Annotated in this window: 11 protein-coding genes; 6 read left to right on the top strand and 5 right to left on the bottom strand. The window is 37.7% G+C overall.

What is annotated here, in order from left to right:
- The 4 genes from DFR59_RS15325 to DFR59_RS15310 all read left to right on the top strand — a co-directional run bounded on the left by DFR59_RS15325 (position 1) and on the right by DFR59_RS15310 (position 6,470).
- Positions 1–714, top strand: a complete 714-nt coding sequence (locus DFR59_RS15325) for a WecB/TagA/CpsF family glycosyltransferase (RefSeq protein WP_114746545.1) — start codon at positions 1–3, stop codon at positions 712–714.
- Between the two features lie 246 nt (positions 715–960).
- Positions 961–2,070, top strand: coding sequence for a glycosyltransferase (locus DFR59_RS15320; protein ID WP_114746544.1), 1,110 nt, complete (start codon positions 961–963; stop codon positions 2,068–2,070).
- Between the two features lie 74 nt (positions 2,071–2,144).
- Positions 2,145–3,518: an O-antigen ligase family protein gene (locus DFR59_RS15315; protein ID WP_114746543.1), complete on the top strand. Its 1,374-nt coding sequence runs from the start codon at positions 2,145–2,147 to the stop codon at positions 3,516–3,518.
- A 480-nt stretch (positions 3,519–3,998) separates the two neighbouring features.
- Positions 3,999–6,470 (top strand): S-layer homology domain-containing protein, encoded by a 2,472-nt coding sequence (locus DFR59_RS15310; protein WP_114746542.1) that lies wholly within the window; start codon positions 3,999–4,001, stop codon positions 6,468–6,470.
- A 1,009-nt stretch (positions 6,471–7,479) separates the two neighbouring features.
- Here DFR59_RS15310 and DFR59_RS15300 read toward each other — a convergent pair.
- Positions 7,480–8,235 carry an S-layer homology domain-containing protein gene (locus DFR59_RS15300; RefSeq protein WP_114746540.1) on the bottom strand — a complete coding sequence of 252 codons (756 nt, stop codon included), beginning with the start codon at positions 8,233–8,235 and terminating at the stop codon, positions 7,480–7,482.
- A 248-nt stretch (positions 8,236–8,483) separates the two neighbouring features.
- Between DFR59_RS15300 and DFR59_RS15295 the strand changes: the two genes are divergently transcribed.
- Complete coding sequence (locus DFR59_RS15295) at positions 8,484–8,858, top strand: hypothetical protein (RefSeq protein WP_114746539.1); 375 nt, start codon at positions 8,484–8,486, stop codon at positions 8,856–8,858.
- 46 nt (positions 8,859–8,904) lie between these two features.
- On the opposite strand, the gene DFR59_RS15290 is transcribed toward DFR59_RS15295, so the two are convergent.
- Positions 8,905–9,249: a hypothetical protein gene (locus DFR59_RS15290; RefSeq protein ID WP_114746538.1), complete on the bottom strand. Its 345-nt coding sequence runs from the start codon at positions 9,247–9,249 to the stop codon at positions 8,905–8,907.
- Positions 9,250–9,524: 275 nt separating this feature from the next.
- Positions 9,525–9,665, bottom strand: coding sequence for a hypothetical protein (locus DFR59_RS20110; protein WP_158538405.1), 141 nt, complete (start codon positions 9,663–9,665; stop codon positions 9,525–9,527).
- Between the two features lie 193 nt (positions 9,666–9,858).
- Between DFR59_RS20110 and DFR59_RS15285 the strand changes: the two genes are divergently transcribed.
- Positions 9,859–10,749, top strand: a complete 891-nt coding sequence (locus tag DFR59_RS15285; RefSeq protein ID WP_114746537.1) for a helix-turn-helix domain-containing protein — start codon at positions 9,859–9,861, stop codon at positions 10,747–10,749.
- Between the two features lie 18 nt (positions 10,750–10,767).
- Here DFR59_RS15285 and DFR59_RS15280 read toward each other — a convergent pair whose 3' ends face one another.
- Both DFR59_RS15280 and DFR59_RS15275 read right to left on the bottom strand, forming a co-directional pair.
- Positions 10,768–11,628 carry an immunoglobulin-like domain-containing protein gene (locus DFR59_RS15280; protein WP_114746536.1) on the bottom strand — a complete coding sequence of 287 codons (861 nt, stop codon included), beginning with the start codon at positions 11,626–11,628 and terminating at the stop codon, positions 10,768–10,770.
- A 92-nt stretch (positions 11,629–11,720) separates the two neighbouring features.
- Positions 11,721–12,572, bottom strand: coding sequence for an immunoglobulin-like domain-containing protein (locus DFR59_RS15275; RefSeq protein WP_114746535.1), 852 nt, complete (start codon positions 12,570–12,572; stop codon positions 11,721–11,723).
- Positions 12,573–12,628 lie beyond the last annotated feature (56 nt).

Here is a 12,628-nt window from a genome sequence, read left to right as displayed (position 1 = left end):
ATGGAAAAAGAACAGTATTTTGGTGTTAACGTATCGCCATTAAACTATGAAGAAATCATCCAGGATTTAAAAACAAGAATCGCCTTAAGAGAAAAATCAACGATCATCGCAGTGAATCCGGAAAAGGTAATGGCTGCAGAGAAAAACGCCGAACTGATGGAATTAATCAACTCTTCCACTTACCAAATTCCTGATGGAGTCGGGATCCTTCTGGCTTCCAAGCTGAAGAAGGGGAGCATCCGTTCAAGGGTGACCGGCGTCGATATGATGGACAGACTGCTGAAATTCGCAGCCGATGAAGGGCATGGTGTGTTCTTATATGGTGCGAAAGAAGAAGTGGTCCAGAAGGCAGCGGAGAATATCAAAGCAAAGTATCCTGCCATCCACATTTCCGGCACGCAGAATGGCTATGAAAAAGATGCGGGTAAAGTTGTAGAGAAAATAAACGCAGCGAAGCCCGATCTACTCTTTGTAGCTATGGGAAGCCCGCGTCAGGAGCTTTGGATCCGTGAGCATATGAACCATCTGCACCCTGTTGTTTTCCAAGGGGTAGGCGGAAGCTTCGATGTATTTGCGGGGCATGTCCAAAGGGCGCCGGAATTCTACCGGAAGCTCGGCCTGGAATGGTTATATCGATTGATGAAAGAACCGAGCCGATTGAAAAGGCAGATGGCGCTGCCTAAGTTTCTCATGAGAGTTTTGTTTTCAAAGTGATAAACCAAGGGGTCAGGCCCCAGCCTGGCTCCGTTTCTTTTGTATTTTTAAGGCTCTTTTCTTTAGCTATTAAAGTTTGATTTCATATGCAATGTATTAAGTTCAAAATATCGTAAAAAGAGAGAAAAGAGCTGGAGCAGTAAATTCCTAAGCAGGATATTACTATTTTTACGTTAAAATCGGCATTAGGATTTTAACAACTATCTTTACGAACACAGCAATTTTGAATGGTAGGGAGACAGTGTGATGAAAATTGTCCATATGATCAGCGGGGGCGAAACAGGCGGCTCAAGGAAGCATGTCGTGACGCTTTTATCCAAGCTTCCAAAGGAAGACGTGTGTCTGATTGTCTTTCAGGAAGGGCCGCTGGCGGAAGAAGCAAGACAAGTTGGAGTACGTGTTGAGTTGTTCAAGCAAAAGTCCCGGTATGATCTAAGTATTCTAAGTCGCCTTGTTTCTTTTATCAATAAAGAGAAATTTGACATTCTTCATACACATGGCCCCCGGGCAAACTTTTATGGGACATTCATAAAGAAGAAGCTTTCTGCTCTTTGGGTGACCACTATCCACAGCGATCCGAAGCTTGATTTCATGAAGTCGGGCGTCAAAGGATGGTTATTCACAAAGCTCAATCTAGCATCCATCCGCAAAATTGACTACTTCTTTGCTGTATCTGACCGTTTTAAGTCAAACTTGATGGAATTCGGCATCCCGGAAGAGAAGATTCAATCCGTCTACAATGGAATTGATTTCTCACCGGCAATTGATTCTCAAAAAGAATTAAGAAAGCAGCTGCAGCTAACGAATGAGGTATTTGTGCTGACAATGGTTGCCCGCCTCCATCCCGTCAAAGGGCACGAAATGGTCTTTAAAGCATTGAAGCAGCTCCATAATCCAAAAATCAAACTGCTTCTTGTCGGGGATGGTCCAATCCGGACAGATCTGGAAGAGAAAGTAAAGGAAATGGGTCTAAACAGCCAGGTTTCTTTCTTAGGTTTCCGAAAAGACGTCAATGCAATATTCTCGTTCTCAGATGCGGCGCTTCTTGCCTCATTCAGTGAAAGCTTTCCATTGGTCCTATTGGAAGCAGCGAACGAAAACGTTCCAATCATCACGACAGATGTCGGCGGTGTAAATGAACTGATAACTTCTCCTGAAAAAGGCTGGGTTGTACCGGTAGGAGATGAAGGGGAATTTGCCAATGCCATCGAATCTGCATACAAAGATTGGGAAATCGGTAAGCTAAGAGACAAAGGAGTAAATCTTCGCCAATTCGCCCAGGAACATTTTTCATTGGACAAGCTCGCATCCTTGACGTGGGATACGTATGCACGCCTCTTGAAAAGAAAAAATTAGTTGTTGTTTTCACTACTTGTTTCGTGTATGTTGATAAATGTAAAAACGGAAACTCATAAAGGAGATTACCTAAAATGTCTCACAAAAAGTCACTCACGTACTATATGATTTTACTCATGCTTTTCATTGTGCCTATCTTCTATTTTAAAACGTATATAGGCCCGCTTCCTCTTTCTGTAGAGGTAATTACGATACCGATATTGGTCCTGGTATTCATCTGGGATTATATAAATGGCCGCATTAAGTTGAATGATCTTCCGATAAAGTGGTTTGCTATCGCTTTCGGAGCATTCCTCGTGATCAGCATCATTTCGATGGTGAAGGCAGTCAGCTACGGTCCGGCTGTGATGGAGATTGCACGTTATCTGTCTTACGTGTTCATGTTCTTCATCGTTGCAAAAGTACAGTTCACGAAGGAGCAATACCGTAACTTTGCGCTATCATTCGGCGCTGCTGCTTTACTGGTTGGATTGTTTGGTGTCTTCCAATATATCTTTAACTTCTCATTGAACAAAGCAGGACTTTACGCTCTTCAAGAAGCAAAAGGCCGCGTCGATTCTACTTTGATCAACCCGAACTACTATGCAGGGTATTTGAATATTGTCATTCCATCTCTGTTCTTATTTTCAGTCGTCTATTTCAAGAACAAAACGGCTCAGCTCCTAATGTTCGTCTTTTATGCGATCTACGTCGTTAACGTCATTTTGACGTATACCCGTTCAGCATGGATGACAATGGCTGCCGGTTTCATTTTGGTCATCTTGATTATGCCGAAGACATTTGTTAGGAACTTTTTCAAGCCTCACATTTTGCTTGCATTTATTGTAATGCTAGTAGGTGTGTACTTTATGCCTGATGTCCAATCCCGTACAAATTCTGCTTTGTATGCGATGGAAGAGTTGGTATTCAAAAAGCATTCCGGTGCGGTTTCCAATGGAGAACACGCCGATGGCGACAATAATGATGAGCCAGAAGTGGAGCAGTCCCCTGAGGATGCCACTACGAATAAAGCCCTCGTTTCCCGCGTTACGCTTTGGAAAACAGGATGGGTAATGTTTAAAGACAATCCGATTCTTGGTGTCGGGATGGGTAACTATTACGTACGCTACAAAGATTTCGTGACCAAATATCCGGAATTGGATATTGGATATGATGAATATTCCGTGCACAACTCTTATTTGAAAGTAGCAGCTGAAACAGGAATCTTCGGAATCCTTGCATTCTTGATGATTTATGTAGTCTACTATTTGAGGCTTGCTGTCCTGTATTTCAGACAGGATACACTTGGAAAAGTGGTTGCTGCTGGGCTATTCGTTGGAGGAGCTACCTTTATGGTGCAGAACCTGTCCAACAACCTGATCTTTATTCCTCAGCTGAATGTTATCTTCTGGATCCTGGCTGGATTGGGAGTCGCGTTCCTGCACCAAAACCAAAAACAAGTAAATTAATCACTTTCATATAGAAAAACAAAAAATCCTGCGAAACTTGTCGCAGGATTTTTTGTTTTTTTTGTAATCTTTTTGAAACCTTTTTTATGATGCTTTCGTCTATATTATTGTCAGAAAATGAGGATTTATCGCTCTTTTTAACTATTTCTCCAGCAAAATATTTTCAGGGAATGAAACAACTGGAAAATATTATATTACAAAGAAATAGAGAAATATGTAAAAAACAGTTGAAAAATCCAATTGATTTGATAGAATAGATTACGAGTTTAATAATTCTAATTCTGCTAATATATGAGTACATACCCATTATGTTGATGAGATTCATATAAATTCCAAAGAATTAATTGGAATAAAGATGGTTCATACGTCATACAGTGGAATTTGTGGGTTTAGGATTATTGACTGCATGTAGTTAATTGATCGGTGCTTCACCGATTCAACTAAATTAAACTTTTTTTCAAAACAGGGAGGAACTAACAAATGGCTTATCAACCTAAGTCTTACCGCAAGTTTGTTGCAACAGCTGCTACAGCTGCTGTCGTAGCATCAGCAATCGCACCTGCTGCTTCTGCAGCTAGCTTCACAGATGTAGCAGACCGCTACAAAGAAGCAGTAGATTACCTAGTATCTAAAGATATCACTAATGGTCTTACTGATACTAAATTCGGAACTGGCGACAACATCAAACGTGTAGACGCTGCAATCATGGTAGCAAAAGCACTAGGACTTTCTGGTGACAACGCTCCTGCAGCTGGATTCACTGATGTTCCTGATCGTGGAGTGAAAGCAGTAAACGCTCTTAAAGAAGCTGGAATTATCAACGGTAAATCTGCAACTAAATTTGGTGCAGATGAATTCATGACTCGCGCTGAAATGGCGAAAGTAATCGCTAACGCTTACAAATTGACTGGATCTAAAGATCTTCCATTCACAGATGTAAGCAAAACTTTCGAACAATATGTAAAAGCTCTTTACGAAGCAGGAATCACTGGTGGTAAAACTGACACTAAATTCGGTTCTGATGCTCAAGTAACTCGTGGAGAATTTGCATTGTTTGTATACCGTGCTGAGCATATGACTCCTGCAACTCCAGAAGTTGTGAGTGTAAGTGCAATTAACGCAAAAAAATTAGAAGTGAAATTCAACGTTGAGGTAAATAAGACAACTGCTGAAAACGCAGGAACTTACAGCCTAGTTGGTGTGCCTGCTGGTACAACTTGGACTCCAGTTCTTCAAGATGATAACAAAACTGTGGTTCTTACATTAAATAATGCAATTCAAAACGATACTACTTTCGTTGCGATTGTAAATGAAGTAGATACTAAAGCTGATTCTACATCTATGACAGATAAATTCACAAAAACTATCAACTTTAAAGATAACGTGAAACCAGTTTATACAGGTGTAACTTATCCTGAAGCTGGAACAGCAGTTTTGAATTTCTCTGAAGACTTAAGCACAAGTGGTAATGTTGCAGTGTATGATGGTAGCACAGATGTTACTTCTTCAATGACTGTAAACTACAGCACCGGTGATGACCAAATTTCAATCAGTGGTTTGACTACGGATAAGGAATATAAAGTTGTAGTAGTTGGTGCTAAAGATCAATCTCTAAACTTAATTTCTGCTCCAGTTGAGGTTTATGTTAAATCAACTGTAAATGAAACTGTAGCTCCAACAATTTCTTCAGTATCAACTGTTGATACAACTACTGTAAAAGTGAAATTCAGCGAGAAATTAAAGCTAATCTCTGCTGGGAAATATGCTAATCTCTCAATTGATGGAACACCTGTAACTGGTGAAACGCAGACTTTTGATTCTTCTACAAATACATTAACAATCACAAAAGCTGGTTTAACTACTCAGGGTGTACATTCATTAGCTATTACTGGATACAAAGACTTATCTAGTAATTCCGGAGCAGATTATACAAAAGCTTCTGCATTTACATTGAGTGCACCAGTACTAGAAAAGACAGAAGTAGTTTCTGATACAACTGATAAATACGTACAATTAACATTTAATGAAGCACCAAATCTTTCAGCAGTTAAAGGTGTTGAGATCACTGGAAGCTATACTACTCCAGATAATGTCCTTAAAACTGTTGGAACAGCAGCAATTGATGAAACTAATGATGTCATTGTGGTTGGTAACACAATTAAAATTAAAGTAACTGGATTTGAAGCTGGAAGTTATAAATTAAGCATTCCTGCAGCTGGTATCTCCGATGGTACAACTGCTAGAACTTCAGCTTTAGATGTGGCATTTACATTGAATGCTTCATCTGATACAGCAACTCCTGCAATTAGCAATATTTATATTCCTGGGGAAAATGCTTCTGCTGTAGGTGGTCCTGCTACTGTTGCAAGAAATACTTTCTATGTAAAATATTCAAAATCAATGGGCTCTACGGCTGTTAACCCAGATAACTACATGATTGATGGTGTTAAAGTATTTGATTCAGCTGTATTTGTTGGAGACAAGACTTTAGTTAAATTAACTCTTAAAGACGGTTCAATCGCTCTTAGCGGAGACCGTTCGTTCCAAATCTCTAACAGTGTTAAAGGTGAAAATAACGTTGCAATTAATAGTTTCAGTTCAACTGAAAACTTATCTGAAAACGTTATGCCTGTATTAAGCTCAGCTACTTTAGTAAATGCGACTGACATTAATCTTACATTCTCAGAAGCAGTACATGATGCTGAACTTGTTCAAGCAGCTGCTGGAGATGACTTTGAAGTGTATGTAGATGGAGTTAAAGCAGGAATTGCATCCGTAGGTACTGGAACTACTGCAGATGACAAAAACTTAGTAGTAACTTTATCTACTGGAATTACTGCAACTCAACTTGCTAACAGTACTATTACTGTTAAAGTAGCAGATACTACTGATGGCATGGATTTAAAAGGTAACCCATTGACATACGATACAGTATTAACTGTTGCTAAGTAATATTAAGAAAAATTAATTGGAAAAGGGCTGCCAAGCATTTGGCAGCCCTTTTCGTAAAAGATAAGCTTATTTTTTCAAAAGAAATTTAATTTCAATGAATATAGACTTATAAAAAGTAGGAATGATTTTTACTTTTCCTCAACTACTCAATATAATATTTACATTGAGGGTTACATCGTGTTCAAAATCTTAAAATTGGTGCTGTTCCCCAACACTCTAAAGTATAAATGTCAGTAAAAGAATTCTCAAATGGGATATTTCGTGTGTAGAGGTTATTTAAGGAATTGTGCTAAGTAAATATAGAGTTTTCTCATGTTCTATTCAACTACCCGATAATTTTTATAAAGTTAAAATTTAAAAAAATGTTGATTTTACATAAATATCTCTAATATTCAATCAAACGTTTTATTAATTTAAATTAATGTGAGTATTGTAGAAAGAGTTCGGTATAAAGATACCTTTTAATTAGTCATCTGACTTATGGATCATAACAGAGATTTGGTACAGATGTAATCATAGTAAGTTTTTTTAAAAAGTTCCAGTTAAAGAGCAACAGGGGTTTAAGTGAAAATTATATTAATTAATAAAACTATAATATTGGTACCTGATCCCCAACCCTCTAAAGTGTGAAAGATAGTTAAAAGGCTCTATGGAGATAATTCTCCATAGAGCCTTTTCATTTGTAGAATACATTAAAGCAATGCAGTTGAATTGGAAATCCTGTTTTCTTATGTTGCACCATTTGACAAATTCCTCAAGTGGAATGGTAGCCAAATGTAGATTTAACATAGATATCTCCAATATTTAATCAAACGTTTGATTAATTTAAATTATGCTGAATTTTGTAAGAAAATGTAGGCATTTAGAGTCTATTTATAATTTGCCTTCTGACTAATGAATTATTAAGAACGTATGAGGATAGCTACAATTAGAGTAAGTTTTCTCAATGAAAAATCCCCTGTCAAATAGCGACAGGGGATTTTATTAATGATCATATTAATGTATAAAACTACAAAGATCTGCCTCCTGCAATTAGCCCAGATGCAATAGTTCCTTCCAAACCACCAACAAAATCACTCGCAGCAGCAAAATCTTGATTAACATCATGCGTAGTAGTGATATTAGTAGGCTTACTTTGCTCTAGACTCAAACTTGATACATCCACCACATTAGGCACTTCAGCACGATATACAAACAGTGCAAACTCTCCACGTGTCACGTTGGCATTGGATCCGAATTGCGTAGCAGTTTTGCCTTGAGTGATATCATTTTCATAGAGTGCTTTAACGTATTGCTCAAAAGTTTTGCTGACATCTGTGAAAGGCAGGTCGGATGTTCCTTTGAGATCATAGGCAAGAGCAATTACTTTTGCCATTTCGGCACGTGTCATGTTAGCTTGCGGATCGAAGGTAGTGGCTGATTTACCGTTGATGATGCCGGCTGCTTTAAGGGCATTTACGTATTTCGCTCTATCAGAAGGTACATCTGTGAATCCGGAAGCTGGAGCAGAATCTACGTTTAGGTCCAATACCTTTGACACCATGACAGCTGCGTCGATTCGTTTGATGTTCATATCAGTACCGAATTTATCAGCGCTCACACCTTGTGTGGCGTTTTTTGATAGAAGAAGGTCTACTGCCTCCTTGTAGCGGTCTGAAACATCTGTGAAGCTTGCTGCAGCAGCTGCTGGTGCAATAGCTGTTATCACTACCGCTGCTGTAGTCATGGATGCTGCGAATTTACGATAATTTAGTGGTGTACTCATCTTATTCTTCCTCTCATTTAAAACTACAAAATTTATTTTCCTTAAATATATAAATAGAAATAATATGTAGTAAATATGGATAATTTAAACTCTATATACTCATTCTATCAAAAGAAAACAATGATATAGTTGTTATTTTGTTCCATTTAAGAAACGCCTGTGATTTTTCCTTCTAAAGTCCTTCTTCATATTAAATTTACAATGACGATAATAAGTAATAAGGCATGCGCTGAAGGGGGAAGAAAAAGATGGATTCATACGAGTGTTTAAGAAAAATTCAAACAGCAGTAGACGAGCATGATTTGGTTTCTACACGTATTTATATAGAAGAAAACCTGGAGTGGCTGAAGGATAATCGACACCTGCTAAAAGGAAATGCTAGGGAGCTTTTCGATTTTATTTTGGCAAGAAATGATAAGGGAGAACAGCCATTGACAAGACCTGAGATAATGGCTGTGAATGCGATCAATGCGTATGCAAAAAAGTTTGATCTTCGCGGGCTTAAGCTCAGCATTAAAAACCATGCAGCGCTTCTTCTAAAAGACGAAATACGGCAGTATTTAAACACTGATGCCAAAATCATTCTGGAGGGTATGGGAGCCATAGAAAAAAGTCAAAATTAAAATAAGGATAGGAATTGTGCCATGCACGTCCTATCCTTTTTCATATTCATCCAACTGCAATGTTGGAAATGCTGTTAGCAAAATACACTTTGCTGATTCCAATGATTTTTAAAAAGTGAAGCATTTTTTTCATGGAGTATTCTTTATATTCTTCTAATATAGTGAGGTCATGTATTACGGCTATATTGCCATTTTGATTTTTCAGAACTGGCATTAAATCAAAACATTCACGTGAGTTATAGGTTAAGGGGTGAGGATGATTATGTTCTGAATACGTGTAGACGACACCTTCTCCAATTTTATTCGAAAAACTCATGAAGTCGAATGAAAAAACAATAACATTGTCTTGATCAAGAAAAGAGGGTTCAATCTTCATTTCAAGTTCATTCATTTCATCTTGCACCTCCTGGAATTGGTAATTGATTCTTTATAACTATAAATTAACAGGTTGATAGAAATAATGTATATCTAATGTATCGTGATGTAAAGAGAATAAATAGGAAATGGGGACTGTTTTCAGGGGTTTTCTACATTTCTTATAACTAGAAGCATATTCCTGAAAGAATAACTATAGGAGAAAATGAATAAAAAAAGACACCCTGACTTGGCAGGGTGTTAAAGGTAGAGGTATTTTTCTGATAACTTTGTCGTTCAGTAATGGTACAATTAGAATAGTGGTGGAAGTTCTTGAGTTTGTGAGAATAATGGCGGAAGTTCCGCGTTCTCTTGTTTACTTACATTCAATGTAGCTCCGGCACCAAAAACCAAAAGAGAAGCAGCGATAATAGCAAAAAGTGTTTTTTTCATTATTTTTCCTCCTTTTATTGTCAAAATAATTAGATAGTATAGAATAGTTATTAACTATATTAAATCACAAATTGAATTTTAAGCAATATCGAATCAGAAGTGATTAGAGAGATGAAATAGGTATTTTTACCTTCAAAGCGAATCTGCATGATGAAAAATATAACTTTAGGAATATTTAGGGGCGGATTAATTGATGGACTTTTCAGTTATTGGTAAAAAAATTCGGGAATTAAGAAAATTGATGGGACTATCTCAGGAAGAATTAGCAGAGGGGATTTGTACCCAAGCGCAGATCAGCAAAATTGAAAAAGGCGATGTGTATCCATATGCCTCCACGCTATACTTGATCGCTCAGCGGCTGGGTCTTGATGTCAATTATTTCTTTGACATCGGAACGACACCAAGGATTGATTATGTTCAGGAAGTTGAGGAGGTTCTTGGGTCGGCGAGAAGAAGAATGAGCTACTCAGAAATGTTGGAAATCGTGAAGTCCGAGGAAAAAAACCCTTTATTTACTCAAAATAAGAAGAATCAGCAGCTGCTTCTGTGGCACAAAGGAATTGCAGCCTATATTTTAAACAAAAAAAATCGTGATTGGTCGATTTCCTGTTTGAAAGATGCAATATCCATGACTCAATCCTCTGAGAAGGTATTTTCGGAAAGGGAGATTGAGATTTACCTTTCTCTGGGAACCATCTATTCTGAGGAGGGTGACTTTGATGCGGCGCTCAATATTTATAAATTGGCTAAGGAACATCTAGAACTGCTTCCATATGTTAAAGATGTCAGTATTAAACCGAAGCTATTTTATAATATTGCCAGAGCTTATACTCGACAGGAACGCTTTGAAGAATCCATTGAGCATTGTAAAGAGGCGATTAATTACTGTATCAAAAAGGATAACTTGTACTGTTTGGGTGAACTCCACTACCATCTAGGCTACAATTACGAACTCGAAAACAAAATCATGCTGGCAATAAAATATTTTGAAAAGGCATTGTTTATTTTCAAGCTCCAGAAAGATGAGAAATACATTGCGTTCATTTCTGATAAAATCGATAAGTTGAAAGTTGTAAAAGAATGAGAGAAGAGGCCGCTAAGCCTATTCCCTCGTTTTTGCTTCCTTCACTTCAAATGAAGCACCAATTCTTCTGTTGCCTCTAATAGAGGTCATTCTATAGAAACCGGGTGTGAGCATTTTAACTGGAATAGTGGTTGTGTAAGCACCATTTGGAGGCATCATAATTTCTACCAATGTAACTGGACCATCTGCATCTGAATATTTAAATTCTTTCCACTCGCTGCCGGTCCACTTCTCAAGGTGCCCACCTATTCCAGTAGTCATATAGTCAGTTCCCAAATTGGTCGTACTTACTTTTACAGTTTCTGAAGGATAATAAACATCTTTATCAACATCAATTCTATAATTCTCATATTTGTAGGGAACGAAAATTCTACTATATGATGTTTCCTCAACTTTATCATCAGGATTTATCAAAACACTCTTCATATAATATGCTTTATTTTGATCATCTAATAGTTTTAAGTAGCCGTATCGGTGCTTAGTTTTATCTAAGATTAACTTTTTAATCAATTCAAATTCGTTTTTATCATCATTATAATGATATAGAGAAGACTCGTAGGTATATCCTTCTTTTATTAGCTTTGGTACATCGACTTTAATGTACTCGCTTCGCTCCATGATTTTACCACCGTGATAATCTAGACTTGTTAAGTCACCAAAACCCGACTTTTTGAAAGACGCATCCAGTGATTGAATATAAGATTTGCTGGAGAATATAACAGCATGGTCCATTATCTCATGGTTGATGGGGAATGCTTCATGGGGCAAGTCCATCCCGGGTGGTTTGCTTTGAATCTTTTGGACACTGCCATGCTGAGATTCGCAGCCTCCTAATAAAACCAGCACAATTATAATTAAAGTAGAGAAACGTTTAAACAATACCATCTCCTCCGAATACTGTTTTGCTTATATTTAAATCACCAAGTATTATGAGTTACCCGATAAATTAATGAGGGGATATGACGCAATGCCTATTCCCTAGTTTTTGCTTTCTTTACTTCAAATGCAGCTTCGAAGCTATTTTCCCCATCCTTATTAATCACCCTATAGAAACCAGGTGTAAGTTTATTCACTGGAATGGTGTTGGTGTGGCTCCTATTAGGGGGGATTATCTTTAAGATCATTTCTGAGTAAAGTACATATTGATAATGCTTCCACTTGGTGCCGGTCCACTTTTCCAGATATTCATCTGTGCCAGTTCCCATTTTCTTAGTCCCCAGATTAGTCGTTCGAACTTTTACAGTTTCATTGGGGTAATAAACATCTTTGTCGACATCTATTCTGTAATTCCTATACTTATAGGGAACAAAGATTCTCCTAAAGGACTCTTCCACAACATCTTTTTCAGGATTAATCAAAACACTCTTCATATAGTAAGCTTGATTTTCATCTTCTAATAATTTTAAATAGGCGGAGCGTTGCTTGGTTTTATCCAATATTAACTTCTTCATTAGCTCGAATTCTTTTGTAGTATTATTGTAATGATAGAGGGAAGTCTCATAGGTATCACCATCTTTTATATGCTTCGGAGCACCGATTTTAACTTTTTCGCTTCGTTCCATAATTTGGACCATACGATAATTCCTAGCTGCAAAATCACCGAAGCCAGACTTTTTAAAAGAGGCATCAAGTGAATCAACGAAAGATTTGTTGGAGAATTCCAAAGGGGGATCCAACTTTTTATGCTTGATCGGAACTCCTTGATTTGGCAAGTCCATCCCTGGAGGTTTGTTTTGAACCGTCTGGACACTCGCATGCTGAAATTCGCATCCTCCTAATACCACCAATAAAAGGATAATTGCTGTAGATAAACGTTTAAACAATTCCCTATCCTCCAAATCGTTGTTGTTTTAGGATCAGATCAAGTACTTTGAGAAAC

Source organism: Falsibacillus pallidus (genome assembly GCF_003350505.1).
Taxonomy (GTDB): Bacteria; Bacillota; Bacilli; order Bacillales; family DSM-25281; genus Falsibacillus; species Falsibacillus pallidus.
This window is presented reverse-complemented; position numbering and strand designations above follow the sequence as displayed.

Excerpts from the sequence above, each read along its gene's own strand:
- DFR59_RS15325 (WP_114746545.1), top strand. The coding sequence starts at position 1 with ATGGAAAAAGAACAGTATTTTGGTGTTAACGTATCGCCATTAAACTAT.
- DFR59_RS15320 (WP_114746544.1), top strand. The coding sequence starts at position 961 with ATGAAAATTGTCCATATGATCAGCGGGGGCGAAACAGGCGGCTCAAGG.
- DFR59_RS15315 (WP_114746543.1), top strand. The coding sequence starts at position 2,145 with ATGTCTCACAAAAAGTCACTCACGTACTATATGATTTTACTCATGCTT.
- DFR59_RS15310 (WP_114746542.1), top strand. The coding sequence starts at position 3,999 with ATGGCTTATCAACCTAAGTCTTACCGCAAGTTTGTTGCAACAGCTGCT.
- DFR59_RS15300 (WP_114746540.1), bottom strand. The coding sequence starts at position 8,235 with ATGAGTACACCACTAAATTATCGTAAATTCGCAGCATCCATGACTACA.
- DFR59_RS15295 (WP_114746539.1), top strand. The coding sequence starts at position 8,484 with ATGGATTCATACGAGTGTTTAAGAAAAATTCAAACAGCAGTAGACGAG.
- DFR59_RS15290 (WP_114746538.1), bottom strand. The coding sequence starts at position 9,249 with ATGAATGAACTTGAAATGAAGATTGAACCCTCTTTTCTTGATCAAGAC.
- DFR59_RS20110 (WP_158538405.1), bottom strand. The coding sequence starts at position 9,665 with ATGAAAAAAACACTTTTTGCTATTATCGCTGCTTCTCTTTTGGTTTTT.
- DFR59_RS15285 (WP_114746537.1), top strand. The coding sequence starts at position 9,859 with ATGGACTTTTCAGTTATTGGTAAAAAAATTCGGGAATTAAGAAAATTG.